Raw genomic sequence first — 21,145 nt, forward strand, 5'->3', positions numbered from 1 at the left:
CAATGGATGTCCACCCCAACCTCCGCCGTCAACCCGCTGGTCAGCGCCTTCCAGGAGCATTACGCCGACCTTCTGGCGTTTCTTGCACGGCGCATGGGCAATGTGGAAAAGGCCGCGGACGTGGCCCAGGACACCTACCTGCGACTGGCCAGCCTGTCCGATACGGCGCAGATTCTCGAACCGCGTGCCTTTGTCTTTCGCGTTGCCAGCAACCTTGCCATCGACCGCCTGCGCCAGGAACAGCGACGCTCGGCGCTGCATGACGACGTCAGTGACAACCTGGACGTCTGCGACCCCCTCGCCTCCCCCGAGAAGCAGTTCCTGGCTGCCGAAGCGATCGAACAACTGGACCGCAGCCTGGCCCAGTTGCCCAGCAAGGCGCGCCTGGCACTGCTGCTCAATCGCCTCGAAGGCTTGACCCATGCACAGATCGCCGTACGCCTGGACGTGTCCGAAAGCACGGTGGGCAAGTACATTGTGCAAGCCATGCGGCACTGCCGCGATTGGCTACGTCAGTCGGAATCTATTTAGAATGCCCGGTACGCCCCCTCTGAAGGTTTCAGCAGCCCCTCATCATGACTAGACCCAACCCTTCCCAACCATCCCCTGTCGAGCTGGAGGATCAGGCCATCGAGCAGTGGGTGATGCTGATGTCGGGGAATGCCAGCGAGTCGGATCATGCCGCGTTTCGCCAGTGGCGCCAGCGCAGCCCGGCGCACGAAGCAGCGGCGCGGCTGGCCGAGCAGATGTGGCACGGGGTAGCGCAGACGGCCACCGCGCAATCCTTCGTGCCGCCAGCGCCCCAACGCCGTGCAAAACCCTTGCGATGGGCTGCGCTGGCCGCCGGGCTGGCGGTGCTGGCCCTGACCCAGTTGGGGCAGCCAATGAAGGTGTACATGGCCGACCAGTCGACCGCCGTCGGCGAACGCAGGCACCTGGTGCTGGAGGACGGCAGCGAGGTCTGGCTCAACAGCGCCAGCGCACTGTCGGTGCGCTATTCGTCCACGCGTCGCGATATCAACCTGATCAAGGGCGAGGCGCTTTTCCAGGTCAGCAAGAACCCAGCGCGTCCATTCGTGGTGCATGCCGCCGCAGGCACGGCCCAGGCACTGGGCACCCGGTTCGACGTGAACCTGCTCGAACAGCAGGTGCGGGTCGGCGTCAGCGAAGGTGTGGTGCAGGTAACGTCCGGTGGCCAGAGCGCGCGCCTGGAACCGGCCCAGCAACTGGACTATGCCCAGGGCCTGCCACCGTCCTCCACGCGCCCGCTGGACCTGACCAGTGATTCGGCATGGCAGCGCGGCAAGCTGATCTTCAATCGACGCCCACTCGACGAGGTGGTCAGCGAAATCGGGCGCTATGTACCCGGCGCACTGGTGGTGACGGGGCAATTGCCGAGCACGGCGGTGAGCGGGGTGTTCAACCTGGACGACGGTGCCCAGATGTTCAGTACCCTGGCGCGCACCCAACCGCTGCGGGTCGTGCAACTGCCGTGGCTGACCCTGGTGATGAACCGCGAGAGCGTCGAAGAAAAATAAATCCGGATTTTGTTGGCAAGGTTGACGGCAATGAATCGTCGTTGGTTTGAACGCGAATACTTCTCATAAATATCGCTTCTTACCAACATTTGATGACGGACGATTTCAATGCAGGCGCTTTCCAACGCTTTTCCGTTCAGTGGCCGTACCCTGACGCTGGCCATCGCTCTGACCCTGGGTGGCGGGGTGCCGCTGACCCTGCCGCTGGCCCACGCAGCCGAAACCACCACGCGCCTGACCCTGAACCTGGCGCCCCAGGCGCTGGACCGGATGCTCACTCAACTGGCCGACCAGGCCAACGTACGTCTGGTGTTCAACTCCAGCGACCTGGCTGGCCGGTCCGGTCCGGCCCTGCAGGGTGCCTTTACCCTGGCCCAGGCCCTGGACCGGTTGCTGCAGGGTAGCGGCCATACCTGGCAGTTGCTGGACGGTCAGACCCTGGTGCTGGAAAAACTGCCTGCTGCCGATGCGTCCGTGGTACTGGGCGCCACCAACATCGACAGCCGCGCAACCGAATCGGCCTACGGCCCGGTCGACGGGATCGTGGCCAAGCGCAGCGCCACCGGCTCCAAGACCGACACGGCCCTGAGCGAGATCCCGCAGACGATCAACGTCATCACCCAGGACGAAGTGAAGATGCGCGGCGCCCAGTCGGTCACCGAGGCCCTGCGCTACACCGCCGGCATGACCGGTGGCGGCTTCGCCGACCGGGTGAAGGTGTTCGATGAACCCACCTCCCGCGGCTTCTCCCCCACCCCGCTGTACCTGGACGGCCTGCACCTGCCCTACAGCGGCGGCAGCACGGGTGGCTCGCTGCAGATCGACCCCTACACCCTGGAGCGCATCGAAGTGCTCAAGGGCCCGGCGTCGGTGCTGTATGGCCAGAACCAGCCGGGTGGCATCGTCAACATGGTGAGCAAGCGCCCCACCGCCACGCCGCTGCATGAAGTGGTCATCGGTGGCGGCAGCTACGACCGCAAGTACGGGGCCTTCGACCTCGGTGGCCCGATCGACGATCAGGGTCAGTTCCTCTATCGCCTGACCGGCGTGGTCAACGACAGCAACTCGCAGATCGACTATGCCGACCAGAACCGCATGCTGCTGGCGCCCAGCCTGACCTGGCTGGCCAACGAGCGCACCACCGTCACGGTGTTCGGCCAGTACCAGAAAGACCGCGACACCCCGGAAGCCCAGGGCCTGCCGGCCAAGGGCACGGTGTACAGCACCGCCAACGGGCGCATCAGCCGCAGCCTGTTCATCGGCGAGCCGGGCCTGAACAAATATGACCGCGAGCAGTTCGTGGTCGGCTACGAGATCGCCCACGAGCTCAACGACACCTGGACCCTCAAGCAGAACGCACGCTACGCCGACCTCGACGACCGCTACGTCGCACCACTGCACGGCTATTCATTCGGCCCCAACCCGGTCACCGGCGCCAACGACTTCAGCTACCAGGCAGACCGCTTCGGGGTGGACTGGGCGCAGCACAACCGGGTCTACGGCATCGATAGCACCGCCCAGGCCAAGTTCAAGACCGGCGAGCTGGACCACACCCTGCTGCTGGGGGTGGACTACTACCACTTCAACTCCGAGTTCCTCGGCCGATACGACCGTCGCGGCCCGGGCATCGACCTGTACAAGCCGGTCTACGGCAGCAAGTTCACTTTCACCCAGCCTTACCGCTGGGACAACACCATTACCCAGACCGGCCTGTATGCCCAGGATCAACTGCTGTGGAACAAATGGTTCCTGACCGTGGGCGGCCGCTATGACTTTGCCGAAACCGACAACAAGACGCCGCTCAACGGCGGCCACACCAACCAGAAGGATGAAAAGTTCACCGCGCGTGCGGGGCTGGGCTACTCGTTCGACAACGGTGTGACGCCCTACGTGAGTTACGCCGAGTCGTTTTTGCCGCTGTCCGGTGTCGACGCCAACGGTTCGGGTTTCGACCCCACCAACGGCAAGCAGTATGAAGTGGGCATCAAGTACGAGCCCAGGTCGATCGACGGTTTCATCCAGCTGTCCGCCTACCAGATCGACCAGGACAACATGCTGACCAACGACCGCGACGACCCGAGCCTGAGGGTGCAGAGCGGCTCGGTGCGTTCGCGTGGTGTCGAGCTGGAAGGCAAGGTCAATGTCACCAACAACCTGAGCGTGCTGGCTGCGGTATCACGCAACCAGATCAAGTGGCGCAGCATCAACGACGGCCGCGAAGGCCGTACCCTAGCCATGCAGCCACCGCTGACCGCTTCGGCGTGGGTCAACTACGACTTCGACGTTTCCACCGTACTGGCCGGGTTCGGTGTGGGCCTGGGCGCGCGCTACGTGCGCAGCAGCTACGGTTCGGACTACGTGGGCGACTCTTTCCAGATTCCGTCCTACACCGTGTATGACGCCATGGTGTCCTATGACCTGGAAAAATCGCCGCTGCACGTCAAGGGCGTGAAGCTCAAGGCCAACCTGCAGAACCTCACGGACGAGAAGTACGTGGCGGCCTGCAATGGCGGGCTGGACTGCTATTACGGCGAAGGCCGCACCCTGAGTGCAGATGTGACCTACAACTGGTAAGACGGCGCGAGGCTGTCTGGAAAAGGCGCCCTCAGCGGCGCCTTTTTCGTTGTTGGAGGGGGATGCATGGCAGGCGCGGCCAAACGCCAGGCACAAAAAAAGCGACCCTAGGGTCGCTTCGTTTGTGGCTTCAGGGAGTTCAGTGGGCCCTGAAGCTAATATATGGCGCAGCGGACGGGACTCGAACCCGCGACCCCCGGCGTGACAGGCCGGTATTCTAACCGACTGAACTACCGCTGCGCGATACACTGAGAAGTGGTGGGTGATGACGGGATCGAACCGCCGACCCTCTGCTTGTAAGGCAGATGCTCTCCCGGCTGAGCTAATCACCCTTCGTCTCGGTGTGGCGCGCATTCTACGGAGCACCTCACACTCTGGCAAGCACTTTTTTAAAATTATTTTTCAGGCCTTCCAATGACTTAGCGGGCTTGGCCTGAACACGCCGCTCGGAGAATAATGCCCTCCTTATGTACCGAGGAGAGATGCACCCCATGTGGTTCAAAAACCTGCTGCCCTACCGCCTTACCCAGGACATCCAGTTCGACGCCGAGGCGTTGGAAACCGCACTGGCCAGCAAGCCGGCGCGCCCCTGTGCCAGCCAGGAGTTGACCACCTACGGTTTCGTCGCGCCCTTCGGCAAAGGCGAAGATGCGCCCCTGGTGCATGTCAGTGGCGACTTCATGCTGATCGCGGCACGCAAGGAAGAACGCATCCTGCCTGGCAGCGTGGTGCGTGATGCGGTCAAGGAGAAGATCGAAGAGATCGAAGCCGAGCAGATGCGCAAGGTCTACAAGAAGGAGCGCGACCAGATCAAGGACGAGATCATCCAGGCCTTCCTGCCCCGCGCCTTCATCCGTCGTTCGATGATCTTCGCCGCCATCGCGCCCAAGCAGGGCCTGATCCTGGTCAACTCGGCCAGCGCCAAGCGTGCCGAGGACCTGCTGTCGACCCTGCGTGAAGTGATGGGCTCGTTGCCGGTGCGCCCGGTGACCGTGAAGATCGCCCCAAGCGCGACCCTGACCGACTGGGTCAAGTCGCAGAAGGCTGCGCCCGACTTCTATGTGCTGGACGAGTGCGAGCTGCGCGACACCCACGAAGACGGCGGCATCGTACGCTGCAAGCGCCAGGACCTGACCAGCGACGAGATCCAGCTGCACCTGGGTACCGGCAAGGTGGTGACACAGCTGTCGCTGGCCTGGCAGGACAAGCTGTCGTTCGTGCTGGACGACAAGATGGTGATCAAGCGCCTGAAGTTCGAAGAGCTGCTGCAGGACCAGGCCGAGGAAGACGGCGGCGAAGAGGCCCTTGGCCAGCTCGATGCCAGCTTCACCCTGATGATGCTGACCTTCGGCGACTTCCTGCCGGCGCTGTTCGAAGCGCTGGGTGGAGAGGAGATCCCGCAGGGGGTCTGATCGGCTTCTCTCTACATAGCTATATAGAGGCCTTGCGGGCTTCATCGCGGGTCAAGCCCGCTCCTACAGGGTCGCTGCAATCCTTGTGGGAGCGGGCTTGACCCGCGATGGGGCCGCCGATAATAAAAAAGGAGCACCCCCATGCGCGCCCTCGCCGCCCTCAGCCGATTCGTCGGCAATACATTCGCCTGGTGGGTGCTGCTGTTTGCCCTCCTGGCCTTCTTCCAACCCGCCTGGTTTATCGGCCTCAAGGTCGCCATCGTGCCGCTGCTGGGCCTGGTGATGTTCGGCATGGGCCTGACCCTCAAGGTCGAAGACTTCGCCGCTGTGTTCCGCCAGCCCTGGCGCGTGGCCCTGGGCGTGGTCGCCCACTTCGTGATCATGCCGGGCGTGGCCTGGCTGCTGTGCCAGCTGTTCCACCTGCCCGCCGAAATCGCCGTGGGCGTGATCCTGGTCGGCTGCTGCCCAAGCGGTACTTCCTCCAATGTGATGGCGTGGCTGGCCAAGGGCGACCTGGCCCTGGCCGTGGCAATAGCCGCCGTCACCACCCTGCTCGCCCCGCTGCTGACCCCGGCGCTGATCTGGCTGCTGGCCTCGGCCTGGCTGCCGGTCTCGTTCATGGAGATGTTCTGGTCGATCCTGCAACTGGTGATGCTGCCGATCGTGCTCGGCGTGCTCGCCCAGCGCCTGCTCGGCCCGCGCGTACACCTGGCGGTGCAGGTGCTGCCGCTGGTGTCGGTGGTGAGCATCGTGCTGATCGTGTGCGCGGTGGTGGCGGCCAGCCAGGCCAAGATCGCCGAATCGGGCCTGCTGATCATGGCGGTGGTGATCCTGCACAACACCTTCGGGTTCGCCCTGGGCTACGTCACCGGCAAGCTGTTCAAGCTGCCGCTGGCCCAGCGCAAATCCCTGGCGCTGGAAGTCGGCATGCAGAACTCCGGGCTGGGCGCGGCACTGGCCAGTGCGCACTTCTCGCCCCTGGCGGCGGTGCCCAGCGCGCTGTTCAGCGTGTGGCACAACATCTCCGGTGCGCTACTCTCGACCTGGTTCCGGCGCATGGAAGAATCCGTCGCCGAAACGGCAGCGGTCGACGCCACGCGTTGACCGCCACTTGCCCCCCGGCAAGGAAATGTGCACTATAGTGCGCACTGTGAGGACGACCTCACGACGCACCGCGTGACCGATCCGGGGACGGCCCCATCAACAGGTGGAGTACTGCGCATGTCCTGGATCATCCTGTTTTTCGCCGGCCTGTTCGAAGTCGGCTGGGCCATCGGCCTCAAATACACCGACGGCTTCACCCGCCCCCTGCCCACTGTGCTCACGGTTGCCGCCATGGCGGTCAGCCTCGGCCTGCTCGGCCTCGCCATGAAGGAACTGCCACTGGGCACCGCCTATGCGATCTGGACCGGTGTGGGCGCAGTGGGTACGGTGATTGCCGGGATCATCCTGTTTGGCGAATCCATGGCGTTGATACGCCTGGCCAGCGTGGCACTGATCATCATCGGCCTGGTGGGGCTCAAGGTCAGCGCCAGCTGACCTTGAGCCCCCGCGCCTAGCGCCAGGTGCCGCGTAGTTCGCTGACCCGCTCGCGCAACAGCGCCGGTTGCGCCGTTTCCACCGGTACGGCGCTACCGGCCACCAGGGTCACCCGCGACCACAGGCGCCGGAAAAACCCCTTGGCCGGGTCACGGCTGAAGAAACTCCCCCACAGGCCTTGCAGCGCCAACGGAATCACCGGCACCGGGGTGCGCTCCAGAATCAGGCTCAATCCGCCCTTGAATGCATCGATCTCGCCATCGGAGGTCAGCTTGCCTTCCGGGAAGATGCACACCAGCTCACCGTCAGCCAGGTAGGCGGCAATTTTCTCGAACGCACGCTCGTAGGTCGGCAGGTCTTCGTTGCGCCCGGCAATCGGGATCGCCCCCGCAGTACGGAAGATGAAATTGAGCACCGGCAGGCGGTAGATCTTGTAGTACATGACAAAGCGGATCGGCCGGCGCACGGCCCCGGCAATCAGCAGCGCATCGACGAACGACACGTGGTTGCACACCAGCAGCGCCGCGCCTTCATCCGGGATCTTGTCCAGGTCGCGGTGTTCGACGCGGTACATGGAATGGCTGAGCAGCCAGATCATGAAGCGCATGCTGAACTCGGGCACGATGCGGAAGATGTAGGTGTTGACTGCGATGTTGAGCAGCGACACCACCAGAAACAGCTGCGGGATACTCAGCTTGGCCAGCCCCAGCAACAGCATGGTGACCACGGCCGAGACCACCATGAACAGTGCATTGAGGATGTTGTTGGCCGCGATCACCCGGGCACGCTCGTCTTCGGGGGTGCGCGACTGGATCAGCGCGTACAGCGGCACGATGTAGAAACCGCCGAAAACACCCAGGCCCATGATCGACAGCAGGATCCACCAGGCCTTGCTCATGCCCAGCAGGGCGAGCCAGTCATACGGCGCGCCGGCGGCCGGGATATCCCCCGAATGCCACCACCACAGCAGGCCGAACACCGTCAGGCCGAACGAGCCGAAGGGTACCAGGCCGATCTCCACCTTGCGCCCGCTGAGGCGCTCGCACAGCAGCGACCCCACCGCGATGCCCACCGAGAACAGCGTGAGAATCAGCGTGACCACGGTTTCGTCGCCGTGCATCCACTCCTGGGCATAGGCCGGGATCTGCGTGAGGTAGATGGCACCGACAAACCAGAACCACGAGTTGCCCACGATCGAGCGCGATACCGCCGGGGTCTGTTTCAGGCCCATGCGCAGGGTCGCGACGGTCTGGCTGAAGATGTTCCATTGCAGCTTGAGTTGCGGCGACGAGGCCGCGGCACGGGGGATTGCGCGGCTGGCCAGGTAGCCCAGCACCGCCACCAGCACCACCGCGCTGGCCACGATGGGCGCGTAGTGGGTGCTGGACATCATCACCCCGGCGCCGATGGTGCCGGCCAGGATCGCCAGGAAGGTACCCATCTCCACCAGGCCGTTGCCGCCCACCAGCTCCTCTTCGCGCAGGGCCTGGGGCAGGATCGAGTACTTGACCGGGCCGAACAGCGCCGAATGGGTCCCCATGGCGAACAGCGCCACCAGCATCATCCACAGGTGGTTATAGAGAAAGCCCGCGGCGCCCACGCCCATGATGACGATCTCGGCCAGCTTGATGGTGCGGATCAGCGCATCCTTGGCGAACTTTTCGCCGAACTGGCCGGCCAGGGCCGAGAACAGGAAGAACGGCAGGATGAACAGCAGCGCGCAGAGGTTGACCAGCATCGTGCCGTCGCCGCCCAGGCTGAGCTTGTAGAGAATGGCCAGGATCAGCGATTGCTTGAACAGGTTGTCGTTGAACGCCCCCAGCGACTGGGTGACGAAAAACGGCAGAAAGCGCCGTTTTTGCAGCAGGGCAAACTGTGAGGGGTGACTCATCGTCCAGGGTCCTGAGTGGGGCTTTGTTATTGGAGGAAGCCAGCCCGCAAAAAGCCACAGATGCACGGGTAAATGCAAGCCACCGCATGAACCGCTTCGCCGACCAGGCCTTCTAGCGCCAGCAAAACCCTGCCGGAGCCGGCCTTGTCGGCGAAACTGCCACCATCGTCACTTGCCCGTGCACCCCGCAATGCACGGCGACACGAACAGCTCGCCACGCCAGGCCCCCGCCAGGGTCCGGCTGGCCACCACCAGCCACAGCCCTGCCAGCGCCACCACCAGCACGTGGCCCATCACCGTGAAGAACCCCAACTGCAGCCACGCCGCCAGCTTCAACGTGGCCAGGGCATACACCCCCAGCGGAAAGGTAAAGCCCCACCAGCCCAGGTTGAACGGCATGCCATCGCGCAGATGGCGCAGCGTGATCAACACGGCAGTGAGCAACCACCACAGCCCCGCGCCCCACAGCACGATACCGGCCACCAGCCCCAGCCCGCGGGCAATCTCGCCCAGGCTGCCCAGGCCATTGGCAGCGAAGATCGCCGGTGCATCACTGCCCAGCAACATCATGCCCAGGGCACCGGTGCCGATCGGCCCGAGTGCCAGCCAGCTCGAAGCGGCCATGCTCGCCTGGGGCAGCTTGTGCAGCGCCATGCGCAGGGTGAGGATGGTCAGGATGCTGAACGCCACCGGCAACGACACCGCCCACAGCACATAGCTGGTGATCAGTACCTGGAACTGGCGATGGACGTCCGTCAGGTGCGGGGCCAGCAGGCCGCCGCTGGCCGCCGCCACTTCGGCCGCTACCACCGGCAGCAGCCATACCGCGGTCATCTGGTCGATGCTGTGCTCCTGGCGGGTGAACATCAGGTAAGGGATCGCCACCCCGCACAGCAGCGCCAGGGCCACGTCCAGCCACCACAACGCCTCGACCCACGGCAGCACCCCCGTGCCCCAGCGCTCGACCCCGAATACCAGCGCCCCATTGAGAATGGTCGCCAGGCCCATGGGGATGGTGCCGAAAAACATCGAGACAGTGGAATGCGCGAAAATCCGCCGCGCCTCATCGAAGAACATCACCCAGCGCGCGGTGTAGAGCACGCTGAACAGCACGAACAGGCCAATGGTCAGCAGCCACAGCGCCTCGGCCATACCCGACAACCCCGGCACCGCCTGCCGCAGCGCCAGCGCCAGCACGCCGGTGCCCATGGTCGCGGCGAACCAGTTGGGGGTGAACTGTCGGATCACCTCGCGCGGGTGAGCCAGGCGGCTCAGCGGGCGCAAGGGGTGGGCTATCTTGGTGCAGGTCATGGTGTCGGTCTCCTGTCCTCCGGTGAGGTGAAATCGATGTTACAACCCTATGGAATATCGATATAACGGGTAATTTCTCTAACTGTTATCTGTTTTACCTATATATAAGCCGTTCGCGAGCCTTTCAAGGCTGACGTATGCTGGCGGCTGACCTCACCGGACAAGGACGTGAACATGCTCGAAAGCCTGCGGGGCTATGGCGCCGAGGTTCGCCTGCTGCTGTGCACCACCTTCGTGCTGACCCTGGCGCGGGCCATCACCCTGCCGTACCTGGTGGTTTACCTGTCGGAGCACTTCGCCCTGGGCATCAGCGCCATCGGCCTGATGATCGGCGGTGCACTGATCGTCGGCTCGCTGCTGAGCCTGTACGGCGGCTACCTGATCGACACCCTGCGCAGCTACACGGTGATCGTGTTCTCCACCCTGGCCTTCGCCCTGGCGTTCTTCGTGGCCGTGGCCAGCCGGCAACTGGGGATGCTGTTTGCCTGCCTGGTGGTGATCAACCTCACCCTGGCAGTGGTGGACATTGCCGCCAAGGCCGGCTTCTGCGCGCTGTTGCCAGTGCAGGCACGCGGCGAGGTGTTCTCGATCAAGTACACCCTGAGCAACGTCGCCTATGCCGTCGGGCCTTTTGTTGGGGTGGCGCTGGTGCTATTGGATGACCGGCTGCCGTTCGTGCTGTCGGCATTGCTGGGGCTGGGCATGTGCCTGAGCTATCAACGCCGGGGCGAGCGTGCGGCACGCGCCGGGCTCGGCGGGCCGACGCTGGGCCTGCTGGCGGTCGGCAGGCACCTGCTCGGCGATCGGCGCCTGGTGTACTTCACCCTGGGCGGCGCGCTCAGTGCGGTGGTGTTCGGCCAGTTCACGGCCTACCTGTCGCAGTACCTGGTGACCACCACATCGGCCATCCAGGCCAACCAGACCGTCAGCTACCTGGTGGCGACCAACGCCATCACGGTGATCGCCCTGCAATACGCCATCGGCCGGCGCATCGGCAGTCGCCAGCTGATGCCCTGGCTGCTGGCCGGGATGCTGCTGTTCGTGATCGGGTTGCTGGGGTTCTCGCTGGCGCAGACATTGTGGGTGTGGTGCCTGGCGATGCTGGTGTTCACATTGGGCGAGATCATCGTGATCCCGGCCGAATACATGTTCATCGACAGCATTGCCCCGGAGCACCTGCGCGGGGTGTATTACGGCGCACAGAACCTGTCCAACCTGGGGGCGGCGCTGGGGCCGGTGCTGTGCGGGTTTGCGCTGGCACACCTGATGCCGACGGCGATGTTCTACCTGATGATGCTGTCGGTGGGGCTTGCGGGGCTGTTCTATTGCCTGGGGGCACGGCGCCAGGCCTGAAGGCCGGCGCCGACAAAGATCCACGCTGCTCTTGCCGCAAAACGCAGCACCATCGAGATCAGATAGATCGCGCTCCGCGCATCGCCGGCAGGTTCAACACCCCCGCCACCGCGCACAACCCGACCAGCACCAGCGCATACACCTCGCTGGTGGCTACCAGCCCGAACTGGCGCACCATCAACCCGGCCGCCAGCGCAGGCATACAGAACGCCAGGTAGCTCAGCACGTAGAACGTGGCCATCAAGCCCGCCCGTTCATGGGCCTCGGCCAGTGGCAGGGTGCTGCGCAACGCACCCAGAAACCCCGCACCAAAGCCGCTGCCCGCCACCAGCGTGGCGGCGAAGAACAGCACCAGGCTGGCGTTGTGCAGCGCCAGCAGAATCAGCCCCACCCCGCCGGCCAGCAGCCCGGTGCCCAGCGCCAGCACCTGCTGTGCCGGGCGCAGGCGCAGCCGATAGATCGCCAGCGCACCACTGAGGGTCAGGGTCGCCACCAGCGCGCCACCGACCAGGCTTGAGCCCAGGCCGCTCACCTCCCGCACCAGCGACGGCCCCAGTGAGAGGAAGAACCCGCCAAGCGCCCACACCGCAATGTTAACCGGCAGCATGCGCCACACCGCGCCACGCGCCTGAGGCGGCACCAGCAGGCTCGGACGCAGGGCGCGCAGCGCGCCCGGCTGGCGGCTGACGCTCTCCGGCAAACGCCACACCAGCAGCGCCAGCACCACGAACAGCGCCAGCAGCACCCCATACACAAGGCGCAGCGGCCACGGCGCGAACTCCACCAGCACGCTGGTGCCCAGCGCCCCGCAGGCCATGCCCAGCAGCGGCGCCAGGCTGTTGACCAACGGCCCCTGTTCGCGGTCGGTATCGAGCAGCGCGGCGCCCAGCACACTGGTGGCCATGCCGGTGGCAAAGCCTTGCAGCAACCGCGCCGCAAGCAGCCAGGGCACCGACTCGGCCTGGATGAACAGCAGCATCGCCACGCTCTCGAGCAGCAACGCCACGAAGATCACCGGCCGGCGCCCCAGGTAATCGGACAGCGACCCCACCGTCAGCAACGCCGCCAGCAGGCTCAAGGCATACACCGCAAACACCAGGGTCAGGGTTGCCGGCGAAAACTGCCACGCATGCTGATACAGCTGGTACAACGGCGTCGGCGCACTCGAGGCCGCCAGAAACCCGAGCAGCGCGACGGCCAGGTACACCAGCCGCAAACGCGCCGACGCCGGACGGCTGAACAATCCGATCATGTGCTTTCTCCACTAAAGCTAACCGTTAGCTTTTGCGCAGTCTGCGCGCCCTGAATCCTTAACGCAAACCCTTTGTGTTAAGGTCGCGCCATGGCGATCAAAGAAGGTATTCGCACGGGTGGTCGCAGCGCCCGTGTCCAGCAATCGGTGCACAGCGCCGTGCGGGCCCTGCTCCAGGAGCAGGACCGCGCGAGCCTGACCGTGCCCATGGTGGCCGCACGTGCCGGCGTCACCCCCTCGACCATCTACCGGCGCTGGGGTGAACTGGCGGCGCTGCTGGCCGACGTGGCGGTGGAGCGCCTGCACCCCGACAGTGAACCCCTCGACACCGGCACCTTGCGCGGCGACCTGCTGGCCTGGGCCGAGCAGTACCTGGACGAGATGAGCTCCGAGCCCGGCCGACACATGATGCGCGACGTGCTCAGCAGCGCCTGCCCCGGCTACTGCACCACCCTGCTGCGCGGCCAGCTGCAGACCTTGCTGGACCGCGCGCAGCAGCGTGGCGAAGCCGGCCCCGGGGTGGAACGGCTGCTCGACCTGCTGGTGGCTCCCACGGTGTTTCGCATACTGTTCGCCGAAGCGCCCCCGAGCCTGCAGCAGCTGCATGAACTGGTCGAACTGGCCCTGCGCGACTGAGCACTGCGACGCTCTGCCACTGCGACCTTCGTCGGCGCTGACGAAGTGAGAACGGCGTGCCAGACTGATTGATCGTGGTTGGCCGTTACCGTTTTTTCGTTCGGAGTTTTCATGTCGCTGTCCAGCGGGCTGATCGCCCTGGTCGCCCTGGCCTATATGGCCATCATGTTCGCCATCGCCTTCTACGGCGACCGGCGCAGCACCCCGCTGCCGCCACGCCTGCGCGCGTGGGTGTACAGCCTGTCGCTGGCGGTGTACTGCACCAGCTGGACCTTCTTCGGCGCGGTCGGCCAGGCCGCCGAACAACTCTGGGCCTTTCTGCCCATTTACCTGGGGCCAGTACTGCTGATGCTGTTTGCACCCTGGGTGCTGCAGAAGATGGTGCTGATCAGCAAGCAGGAGAACATCACCTCCATCGCCGACTTCATTGCCGCGCGCTACGGCAAGTCCCAGACCCTGGCGGTGGTGGTGGCGCTGATCTGCCTGGTGGGCGTGCTGCCGTACATCGCCTTGCAGCTCAAGGGCATCGTGCTGGGGGTCAACCTGCTGATCGGTGCCGGGGCCGATGCCACCGGCAGCCGCGTGCAGGACACCGCGCTGGTGGTTTCGCTGGTGCTGGCGCTGTTCAGCATCGTGTTCGGTACCCGCAGCCTGGATGTGACCGAGCACCACCGCGGCATGGTGCTGGCCATCGCCTTCGAATCGCTGGTCAAGCTGCTGGCGTTTCTCGCCGTGGGCGCGTTCATCACCTTCAGTCTTTATGACGGCTTCGACGACCTGTTCAGCCAGGCCCGCCTGGCGCCCGCCCTTGACGGCTACTGGCAGGAAACCATCAACTGGCCGTCGATGATCGTGCAGACCGGCGTGGCGATGATGGCGATCATCTGCCTGCCGCGCCAGTTCCATGTCACCGTGGTGGAGAACATCGAACCGCAGGACATGCGTCTGGCACGCTGGGTGTTTCCGGCCTACCTTATCCTCGCCGCGCTGTTCGTGGTGCCGATTGCCCTGGCCGGGCAGATGCTGCTGCCCAACTCGGTGCTGCCGGACTCGTTCGTGATCAGCCTGCCGCTGGCCGAAGCACACCCGGCGCTGGCCTTGCTGGCCTTCATCGGCGGCGCCTCGGCCGCCACCGGCATGGTCATCGTCGAGGCCGTGGCGCTGTCGACCATGGTCTCCAACGACATGCTGCTGCCCTGGCTGCTGCGGCGCAACAACGCCGAGCGCCCGTTCGAGGTGTTCCGCCACTGGATGCTCACGGTACGCCGGGTGACCATCGTGGTGATCCTGCTGCTGGCCTACGTCAGCTACCGCCTGCTGGGCTCCACCGCCAGCCTGGCCACCATCGGACAGGTCGCCTTTGCCGCCGTCACCCAACTGGCCCCGGCCATGCTCGGTGCGCTGTACTGGAAGCAGGCCAACCGCCGCGGCGTGTTCGCCGGCCTGGCCACCGGCACCTTCCTGTGGTTCTACACCCTGGTACTGCCGATTGCCGCCCACAGCGTGGGCTGGTCGCTGGAGCTGTTCCCGGGCCTGGCCTGGCTGCACGGCAACCCGCTCAACCTGCCGATCACCCCGCTAACCCAGGGCGTGGTGCTGTCGCTGGCAGGCAACTTCACGGTGTTCGCCTGGGTCTCGATCCTGTCGCGCACGCGGGTATCGGAGCACTGGCAGGCCGGGCGCTTCATTGGCCAGGAAACCAGCGCGCGGCCCAGCAGCCGTTCGCTGCTGGCGGTACAGATCGACGACCTGCTGCACCTGGCCGCGCGCTTTGTCGGCGAAGAGCGTGCGCGCCAGAGCTTCATCCGCTTCGCCTATCGCCAGGGCAAGGGCTTCAACCCCAACCAGAACGCCGACGGCGAATGGATCGAGCACACCGAGCGCCTGCTGTCCGGCGTGCTCGGCACCTCCTCGACCCGCGCCGTGGTCAAGGCGGCCATCGAAGGCCGCGACATGCAGCTGGAGGACGTGGTACGCATCGCCGACGAAGCCTCCGAGGTGCTGCAGTTCAACCGCGCCCTGCTGCAAGGGGCCATCGAGAACATCAGCCAGGGCATCAGCGTGGTCGACCAGTCGCTGCGCCTGGTGGCCTGGAACCGTCGCTACCTGGAACTGTTCAACTACCCCGACGGGCTGATCAGTGTCGGCCGGCCGATTGCCGACATCATCCGCTACAACGCCGAACGCGGCCTGTGCGGCCCGGGCGAGGCCCAGGTGCATGTGGCGCGGCGCCTGCACTGGATGCGTCAGGGGCGCGCGCACACCTCCGAGCGGCTGTTCCCCAATGGCCGGGTGATCGAGCTGATCGGCAACCCCATGCCCGGCGGCGGGTTCGTGATGAGCTTTACCGACATCACCCCCTTCCGCGAGGCCGAGCAGGCCCTCAAGGACGCCAACGAAGGCCTGGAGCAGCGCGTGGCCGAGCGAACCCACGAGCTGTCGCAACTGAACCTGGCGCTGACCGAGGCCAAGAGCCATGCCGAAGCCGCCAACAAGTCCAAGACCCGCTTCCTGGCCGCCGTGAGCCACGACCTGATGCAGCCGCTGAACGCCGCACGGCTGTTCTCCGCCGCGTTGTCGCACCAGGAAGAGGGCCTGTCGGGCGACGCCCAGCAACTGGTGCAGCACATGGACAGCGCCCTGCGTTCGGCCGAAGAGCTGATCAGCGACCTGCTGGACATCTCGCGCCTGGAGAACGGCAAGATCAACCCGGACGCCAAGCCGTTCGCCCTCAGCGAACTGTTCGACGCCCTGGGTGCCGAGTTCAAGGTACTGGCCCAGCAGCAGGGCCTGGATTTTCGCGTGCGTGGCAGCAAGCTGCGGGTGCATAGCGACGTCAAGCTGCTGCGGCGTATCCTGCAGAACTTCCTCACCAACGCCTTCCGCTATGGCAAGAGCCCGATCCTGCTGGGCGTGCGCCGCGCCGGGGACCGCCTGTGGCTGGAAGTGTGGGACCGCGGCCCGGGCATTGCCGACGACAAGCTTCAGGTGATCTTCGAGGAATTCAAGCGCCTGGACAGCCACCAGACCCGCGCCGAAAAAGGCCTGGGCCTGGGCCTGGCGATCGCCGACGGCCTGTGCAAGGTGCTCGGCCACCCGCTGGAGGTGCGCTCATCGCCCGGCAAGGGCAGCGTGTTCCGCGTCAGCGTACCGCTGGCCAACGCCGCGAGCCCGGCCCAGGCCAAGCCAGCCGAACAGGCCGGCCAGCCGCTGGCGGGGTTGCAGGTGCTGTGCGTGGACAACGAAGACAGCATCCTGATCGGCATGAACAGCCTGCTCAGCCGCTGGGGCTGCCTGGTGTCGACGGCGCGCAACCGCGAGGAATGCGCCGCCCTGCTCGAGAAGGGCCTGCGCCCGCATCTGGCGCTGGTGGACTACCACCTGGACAACGGCGAAATCGGTACCGAACTGATGGCCTGGCTACGCACGCGCCTGGGCGAGCCGGTGCCGGGGGTGGTGATCAGTGCCGACGGCCACGGCGAGACCGTGGCGCGGGTACATGCCGCCGGCCTCGACTACCTGAGCAAGCCGGTCAAGCCGGCGGCCCTGCGCGCCCTGCTCAATCGTCATCTGAGCCTGGTGCAGTAAGGCCTTCGGCAAGATTGTCGGTGCCGCCCATGGCGCGTTCCAGCAGGTCGGCCGGCAGGCTCTTGCTGGCCCGCGCGCCGAGCAGCTTGAGCTGCTCGCTGCGACTGATCAGGTTGCCGCGCCCCTCGCAGAGCTTGTTGCGCGCTGCGGCATAAGCCTTGTCGACCTGCTGCAGGCGGTTGCCCAGCTCGTCCAGGTCCTGGATGAACAACACGAACTTGTCGTACAGCCAGCCGGCGCGCTCGGCGATCTCGCGGGCGTTCTGGCTCTGGCGCTCCTGTTTCCACAGGCTGTCGATGACCCGCAGGGTGGCGAGCAACGTGGTCGGGCTGACGATCACGATCTGGCGGTCGAAGGCCTCCTGGAACAGGTTGGGCTCGGCCTGCAGCGCCGCCGAAAACGCCGCCTCGATGGGCACGAACAACAGCACGAAATCCAGGCTGTGCAGGCCCTCGAGGCGATTGTAGTCCTTGCCCGAGAGGCCTTTGACATGGTTGCGCAGCGACAGCACATGCTGCTTGAGCGCGGCCTGGGCCACGTCGGTTTCACTGGCGTTTACATATTGCTGGTAAGCCGTGAGGCTGACCTTGGAGTCGACCACCACCTGCTTGTCGCCGGGCAGCATGATCAGCACGTCAGGCTGGAAACGCTCGCCATCGGCGCTCTTGAGGCTGACCTGGGTCTGGTATTCGCGGCCCTTTTCGAGCCCCGCATGTTCCAGCACCCGCTCCAGAATCAACTCGCCCCAGTTGCCCTGGGTCTTCTGGCCCTTGAGTGCCTGGGTCAGGTTGGTGGCCTCGTCGCTCAGGCGCTGGTTCAACTGCTGCAGGCGCTCGAGTTCCTTGCCCAGCGAAAAGCGCTCGCGGGCTTCCTGCTGGTAGCTTTCCTCGACGCGCTTCTCGAACGACTGGATACGCTCCTTGAGCGGGTCGAGCAGTTGCCCCAGGTGCTGCTGGCTGGTCTGGGCGAAACGCTGCTCGCGCTCGTCGAAAATCTTCGTCGCCATTTCGGCAAACTGTGCACGCAGCTCGTCGCGCGAGCCCTGCAGATCGTTCAGGCGCTGCTGGTGGCTGTCCTGCTGCTCGCGCAGTTCGGCGGCAAGGCCGGCGCAACGCGCTTCGAGGCGGCGCAGCTCGGCTTCACGGGCGTTGCGTTCAAGGTTCCAGGCATGGGCGGCATCGCGTGCGTTGTCGCGCTCGATCTGCAGCAACTCCAGCTCGCGGCCCTGAGCGGCCAGGCTGGCCTGCTTGGCGGCATTGGCCTGGCCCAGATCGCTGATTTCGTCACGACTGGCGTCGAGTTGCGCGCTCAGGCCCTCCTGGGCCAGCAGCGCACTGCTCAGGCGCTCCTCGGCCAGTGCGGCGGCGGCCTGCCTGTCGGCCAGCTGACGTTGCAGACGCACCAGCACCACCACAGCGGGCAAAGCCGCCACCACCATTCCCAGCACGATGCTGGTCAGATCCATTGCAGCCATAGACAGCATGCTCACCCCCAGGGAAATCCCCCAGAGCTTAACAGCCCCGGGCGGTCGATCAGTGGCTCGTGAGTTGCCCGAGCAGCCGCACGGCTTCTTTGGAGCCCTGCGCGGCGGCTTGTTCCAGCCAGTAACGTGCCTGCTCCGGCTCGTTGACCTGGGGCTGGGCGCACAGACGGCCATATTCGAGCTGTGCCCTGCGGTCACCGGCCCGGGCAGCCTGGCGCAGCAGCTCGTGGCCGATGCGCCGGTCACGGGCATTGCCGCAATCGCGGCACAGCATCTGCCCCAGCCGGCTCTGCGCCACCACCACACCCTGGCGTGCCGGTTGCTTGAGCAGGCGCCCGGCGAAGTGCTTGACGTTGGGGTTGTCGCCCAGGCGCGGGCTGTCGAGCAGCCACAGGGCCACCTTCAACGAAAAACGTCGGGGCTCGGCAACGGGGGGTTGGGCAGTAGGGCTTGGGGTTTTGCTGCGAAACTTCATAAAAAACGGCGAAGGCAACTCGAGAGGCGCGCCACTCTACCGGATTTTCTCGTGCATGGCCCGAGGGAATTCGAGGCTTTTTTTCCGTCAGGCGATGTTTTTTTTTGACACGTCAGTGGACATTTCGCGCGAGCCGAAATGCGCCGCGGAAATTGTCAGACACTTCCTGCATTGCTGGCACCCGCGTCCTAGAGCAGACCCGCATGACAATCCACAGAAGCTGTGGATAACTCGGTGGACAACCCCCTCCTACACCCCGCAAACCCCGGTAGAATGGGGCCCGCGCTCAAACTGACGATTTTTTCACCAGCTAAAAAAAGTGTTTTTTTTCATTGACTTGTACTTTCGAACTGGTCATCGCCAGGGCCCTGCCGCGGTGTAGCGCCACATTGACAAGAGGTGTTACAGGTGTGGACAGGTGCCCCAAAGCGAGGCACGGGATTGCACGAAAATGCTCCGCACGCGCGGTGGTGCCTCCTGGGGCCCTCTTCACAGAACAGCCTGAAATCGAGATAATGGCCGGCTTGGCGCACGAAAAGCACAAAGGGTTGCCACAACCTGAAAACTGCTGTAGTGTTGCCAGCGTTAGTACCAAGCTGAAACTCAATTCTGGCCAAAGCAGTCCTTGCAGCGTCCTGATCCGACAACGGAACAGCACCTGTTGAAACCAGGACCGGCCCACTTGATGACTCCCAGGTAACCATTACCTACTCTTGGCGAGTCACCCTGCAGATTGAACAGGATCTTCACACAGCGGCGCAGAACCTTAGCCCTGACGTGTTGCCTGTCTTCCTAGTACCTACCAGTCAGCCCTGGCGCCACCTAATCAATGCGCTTACCTCTGGCTGCCCTGTTCCAGTCAGGTTCTTCGCTCTAGCCCTAAAGCTTTGCGTTACTGGAACGTTTTATATGAACACGGCTCTTATGCTGTGTCTTTTGCAGGAACATCTAATAACTATGAATACATCCATCCATACTCAGGCTGCCATTCGCACCCTTAGCCAGGCATTTGCCCCGTTGAACTGCATGATCCATGCGGCGCGCAAGGGCAGCTTCAGCTTTACCCTGGTCAATGAACACGGCATTGCTCGTCACAGCGAGCGTCTGTATCCGGAGCAGTACGAGAGTGCTGAGCCGCTGCAAGCGGTGATTGACCGGACTCGCCAGGCACTGGTTGCCTGATGGTCGTCTGAGACGCAAGAAGCCCTGCCGATTGGCGGGGCTTTTTTATGCCTGAAATTCAGTGACCGCCGCGCTCGACCTGCCCTCTGCAAGGCCCGGATTCATTGGCCAAACCCCAACCACCGAAAGCGCTTTAACCCCCACGGCCTAATACCCAAGCGTCATATGGGTTATGCCAAGCCACCACAATCGATTTAAAAACAGTCCTTTACAGCATAGATATGACACTACACTTCAACTCAAGCGGCCTTGCCCGCTTCCGGCGGGCCTGACCCCGACCCACCTGCTGCCAAGCACCAGCGTCCCGCCGGCCATTTACGAAGTTCGAGGGCATTATGGCTATCGCCGCGAGCGAGTTGAGTGAATTCGTCATCCGCCCCACCCTGTTGTACCTGGGCCGCTACTGCCCCAGCGCCGAAGCCCTGCTGCTGGGCATCGCAGCCAGCCAGTCGGGCATGGGTTCGGCCCTGCACGACCGCCGTGGCCACGGCCTGTACCGCATCGGCGAACTGCGCCACCAATCGATCTGGGACCAGTTCCTGGCCCACGACCCCGAACTGGCCAGCCTGGTCCGCGGCCTCGCCAGCCAGCACGCGTTCCTCAGCGGCCCGCACCTGGAACTGACCGTCAACCTGCGCTACGCCACTGCCATCGCCTGGATGCTGGTCGAAGAAAAGGCGCTGCCGCTACCAGAATCCGACGACCTGCTAGGTCTCGCAAGAATCTGGCGTCAAACATTCCAGCCCCACGCCCGTTTACGCGACTTCACCCAGGCCTGGCAGGCATGCGTCGGCAAACCGGCACTCCAGGCCTGCTGAGAACCATTTTCAAACAACCGGATAAAATCAGCGAATCTGGTCGGATTGTCCTACAAAAACGCGGTATCTCCTGATTTAGAGCCTATAGCGCAC

The 21,145-nt window shown here is 64.5% G+C and carries 16 protein-coding genes and 2 tRNA genes; 11 read left to right on the forward strand and 7 right to left on the reverse strand.

Annotated features, from left to right (window positions below; all coding sequences use genetic code 11):
* Positions 1 to 6: 6 nt before the first annotated feature.
* The 3 genes from LOY33_RS18930 to LOY33_RS18940 all read left to right on the forward strand — a co-directional run bounded on the left by LOY33_RS18930 (position 7) and on the right by LOY33_RS18940 (position 4,112).
* The gene (locus LOY33_RS18930; RefSeq protein ID WP_043860021.1) at positions 7 to 531 is read left to right on the forward strand and encodes a sigma-70 family RNA polymerase sigma factor; all 525 of its coding nucleotides are present in this window, start codon (positions 7 to 9) and stop codon (positions 529 to 531) included.
* Positions 532 to 575: 44 nt separating this feature from the next.
* Positions 576 to 1,538, forward strand: coding sequence for a FecR domain-containing protein (locus LOY33_RS18935; RefSeq protein ID WP_258659637.1), 963 nt, complete (start codon positions 576 to 578; stop codon positions 1,536 to 1,538).
* Between the two features lie 108 nt (positions 1,539 to 1,646).
* On the forward strand, positions 1,647 to 4,112 hold the full coding sequence (locus LOY33_RS18940; protein WP_258659645.1) for a TonB-dependent siderophore receptor: 2,466 nt from the start codon (positions 1,647 to 1,649) through the stop codon (positions 4,110 to 4,112).
* A 163-nt stretch (positions 4,113 to 4,275) separates the two neighbouring features.
* On the opposite strand, the gene LOY33_RS18945 is transcribed toward LOY33_RS18940, so the two are convergent.
* Together LOY33_RS18945 and LOY33_RS18950 are read right to left on the reverse strand one after the other, a co-directional pair.
* Positions 4,276 to 4,352, reverse strand: a tRNA-Asp gene (locus tag LOY33_RS18945).
* Between the two features lie 16 nt (positions 4,353 to 4,368).
* A tRNA-Val gene (locus LOY33_RS18950) sits at positions 4,369 to 4,444 on the reverse strand.
* 159 nt (positions 4,445 to 4,603) lie between these two features.
* Here LOY33_RS18950 and rdgC point away from each other — a divergent pair.
* The 3 genes from rdgC to sugE all read left to right on the forward strand — a co-directional run bounded on the left by rdgC (position 4,604) and on the right by sugE (position 7,063).
* On the forward strand, positions 4,604 to 5,524 hold the full coding sequence (gene rdgC / locus LOY33_RS18955; protein ID WP_088514017.1) for a recombination-associated protein RdgC: 921 nt from the start codon (positions 4,604 to 4,606) through the stop codon (positions 5,522 to 5,524).
* Between the two features lie 141 nt (positions 5,525 to 5,665).
* Positions 5,666 to 6,628: a bile acid:sodium symporter family protein gene (locus tag LOY33_RS18960; RefSeq protein WP_258659647.1), complete on the forward strand. Its 963-nt coding sequence runs from the start codon at positions 5,666 to 5,668 to the stop codon at positions 6,626 to 6,628.
* A gap of 117 nt (positions 6,629 to 6,745) precedes the next feature.
* Entirely contained in the window at positions 6,746 to 7,063 is a 318-nt protein-coding gene (gene sugE / locus LOY33_RS18965; protein WP_253086716.1) for a quaternary ammonium compound efflux SMR transporter SugE, read from the forward strand.
* Between the two features lie 16 nt (positions 7,064 to 7,079).
* Here sugE and LOY33_RS18970 read toward each other — a convergent pair whose 3' ends face one another.
* Complete coding sequence (locus LOY33_RS18970; protein ID WP_043860015.1) at positions 7,080 to 8,954, reverse strand: MFS transporter; 1,875 nt, start codon at positions 8,952 to 8,954, stop codon at positions 7,080 to 7,082.
* 168 nt (positions 8,955 to 9,122) lie between these two features.
* Positions 9,123 to 10,265, reverse strand: coding sequence for a TDT family transporter (locus tag LOY33_RS18975; protein ID WP_058541019.1), 1,143 nt, complete (start codon positions 10,263 to 10,265; stop codon positions 9,123 to 9,125).
* 174 nt (positions 10,266 to 10,439) lie between these two features.
* Here LOY33_RS18975 and LOY33_RS18980 point away from each other — a divergent pair, with 174 nt between their 5' ends.
* Positions 10,440 to 11,618, forward strand: a complete 1,179-nt coding sequence (locus tag LOY33_RS18980; protein ID WP_043860013.1) for an MFS transporter — start codon at positions 10,440 to 10,442, stop codon at positions 11,616 to 11,618.
* Between the two features lie 58 nt (positions 11,619 to 11,676).
* On the opposite strand, the gene LOY33_RS18985 is transcribed toward LOY33_RS18980, so the two are convergent.
* Complete coding sequence (locus tag LOY33_RS18985) at positions 11,677 to 12,870, reverse strand: MFS transporter (protein ID WP_058541017.1); 1,194 nt, start codon at positions 12,868 to 12,870, stop codon at positions 11,677 to 11,679.
* Positions 12,871 to 12,960: 90 nt separating this feature from the next.
* Between LOY33_RS18985 and LOY33_RS18990 the strand changes: the two genes are divergently transcribed.
* Together LOY33_RS18990 and LOY33_RS18995 are read left to right on the forward strand one after the other, a co-directional pair.
* The gene (locus tag LOY33_RS18990) at positions 12,961 to 13,506 is read left to right on the forward strand and encodes a TetR/AcrR family transcriptional regulator (protein WP_043860011.1); all 546 of its coding nucleotides are present in this window, start codon (positions 12,961 to 12,963) and stop codon (positions 13,504 to 13,506) included.
* A gap of 111 nt (positions 13,507 to 13,617) precedes the next feature.
* Positions 13,618 to 17,094, forward strand: a complete 3,477-nt coding sequence (locus tag LOY33_RS18995) for a hybrid sensor histidine kinase/response regulator (RefSeq protein ID WP_058541016.1) — start codon at positions 13,618 to 13,620, stop codon at positions 17,092 to 17,094.
* Here LOY33_RS18995 and rmuC read toward each other — a convergent pair.
* Together rmuC and LOY33_RS19005 are read right to left on the reverse strand one after the other, a co-directional pair.
* Entirely contained in the window at positions 17,066 to 18,451 is a 1,386-nt protein-coding gene (gene rmuC / locus LOY33_RS19000; protein ID WP_162484864.1) for a DNA recombination protein RmuC, read from the reverse strand. The two genes, LOY33_RS18995 and rmuC, sit on opposite strands and share 29 nt — an antisense overlap.
* Positions 18,452 to 18,626: 175 nt before the next feature.
* Entirely contained in the window at positions 18,627 to 19,052 is a 426-nt protein-coding gene (locus LOY33_RS19005; RefSeq protein WP_100635013.1) for a tetratricopeptide repeat protein, read from the reverse strand.
* Between the two features lie 957 nt (positions 19,053 to 20,009).
* Between LOY33_RS19005 and LOY33_RS19010 the strand changes: the two genes are divergently transcribed.
* Positions 20,010 to 20,234, forward strand: a complete 225-nt coding sequence (locus LOY33_RS19010) for a hypothetical protein (RefSeq protein ID WP_043862639.1) — start codon at positions 20,010 to 20,012, stop codon at positions 20,232 to 20,234.
* Between the two features lie 335 nt (positions 20,235 to 20,569).
* The gene (locus LOY33_RS19015) at positions 20,570 to 21,052 is read left to right on the forward strand and encodes a hypothetical protein (protein WP_054914682.1); all 483 of its coding nucleotides are present in this window, start codon (positions 20,570 to 20,572) and stop codon (positions 21,050 to 21,052) included.
* The last annotated feature ends 93 nt before the right edge of the window (positions 21,053 to 21,145 follow it).

This window comes from Pseudomonas sp. B21-036 (assembly GCF_024748925.1).
GTDB lineage: Bacteria > Pseudomonadota > Gammaproteobacteria > Pseudomonadales > Pseudomonadaceae > Aquipseudomonas > Aquipseudomonas palmensis.

What these genes read in the sequence shown, in the direction of transcription:
- LOY33_RS18930 (WP_043860021.1), top strand. Translation starts at nt 7, where the DNA reads ATGTCCACCCCAACCTCCGCCGTCAACCCGCTGGTCAGCGCCTTCCAG.
- LOY33_RS18935 (WP_258659637.1), top strand. Translation starts at nt 576, where the DNA reads ATGACTAGACCCAACCCTTCCCAACCATCCCCTGTCGAGCTGGAGGAT.
- LOY33_RS18940 (WP_258659645.1), top strand. Translation starts at nt 1,647, where the DNA reads ATGCAGGCGCTTTCCAACGCTTTTCCGTTCAGTGGCCGTACCCTGACG.
- rdgC (WP_088514017.1), top strand. Translation starts at nt 4,604, where the DNA reads ATGTGGTTCAAAAACCTGCTGCCCTACCGCCTTACCCAGGACATCCAG.
- LOY33_RS18960 (WP_258659647.1), top strand. Translation starts at nt 5,666, where the DNA reads ATGCGCGCCCTCGCCGCCCTCAGCCGATTCGTCGGCAATACATTCGCC.
- sugE (WP_253086716.1), top strand. Translation starts at nt 6,746, where the DNA reads ATGTCCTGGATCATCCTGTTTTTCGCCGGCCTGTTCGAAGTCGGCTGG.
- LOY33_RS18970 (WP_043860015.1), bottom strand. Translation starts at nt 8,954, where the DNA reads ATGAGTCACCCCTCACAGTTTGCCCTGCTGCAAAAACGGCGCTTTCTG.
- LOY33_RS18975 (WP_058541019.1), bottom strand. Translation starts at nt 10,265, where the DNA reads ATGACCTGCACCAAGATAGCCCACCCCTTGCGCCCGCTGAGCCGCCTG.
- LOY33_RS18980 (WP_043860013.1), top strand. Translation starts at nt 10,440, where the DNA reads ATGCTCGAAAGCCTGCGGGGCTATGGCGCCGAGGTTCGCCTGCTGCTG.
- LOY33_RS18985 (WP_058541017.1), bottom strand. Translation starts at nt 12,870, where the DNA reads ATGATCGGATTGTTCAGCCGTCCGGCGTCGGCGCGTTTGCGGCTGGTG.
- LOY33_RS18990 (WP_043860011.1), top strand. Translation starts at nt 12,961, where the DNA reads ATGGCGATCAAAGAAGGTATTCGCACGGGTGGTCGCAGCGCCCGTGTC.
- LOY33_RS18995 (WP_058541016.1), top strand. Translation starts at nt 13,618, where the DNA reads ATGTCGCTGTCCAGCGGGCTGATCGCCCTGGTCGCCCTGGCCTATATG.
- LOY33_RS19005 (WP_100635013.1), bottom strand. Translation starts at nt 19,052, where the DNA reads ATGAAGTTTCGCAGCAAAACCCCAAGCCCTACTGCCCAACCCCCCGTT.
- LOY33_RS19010 (WP_043862639.1), top strand. Translation starts at nt 20,010, where the DNA reads ATGAATACATCCATCCATACTCAGGCTGCCATTCGCACCCTTAGCCAG.
- LOY33_RS19015 (WP_054914682.1), top strand. Translation starts at nt 20,570, where the DNA reads ATGGCTATCGCCGCGAGCGAGTTGAGTGAATTCGTCATCCGCCCCACC.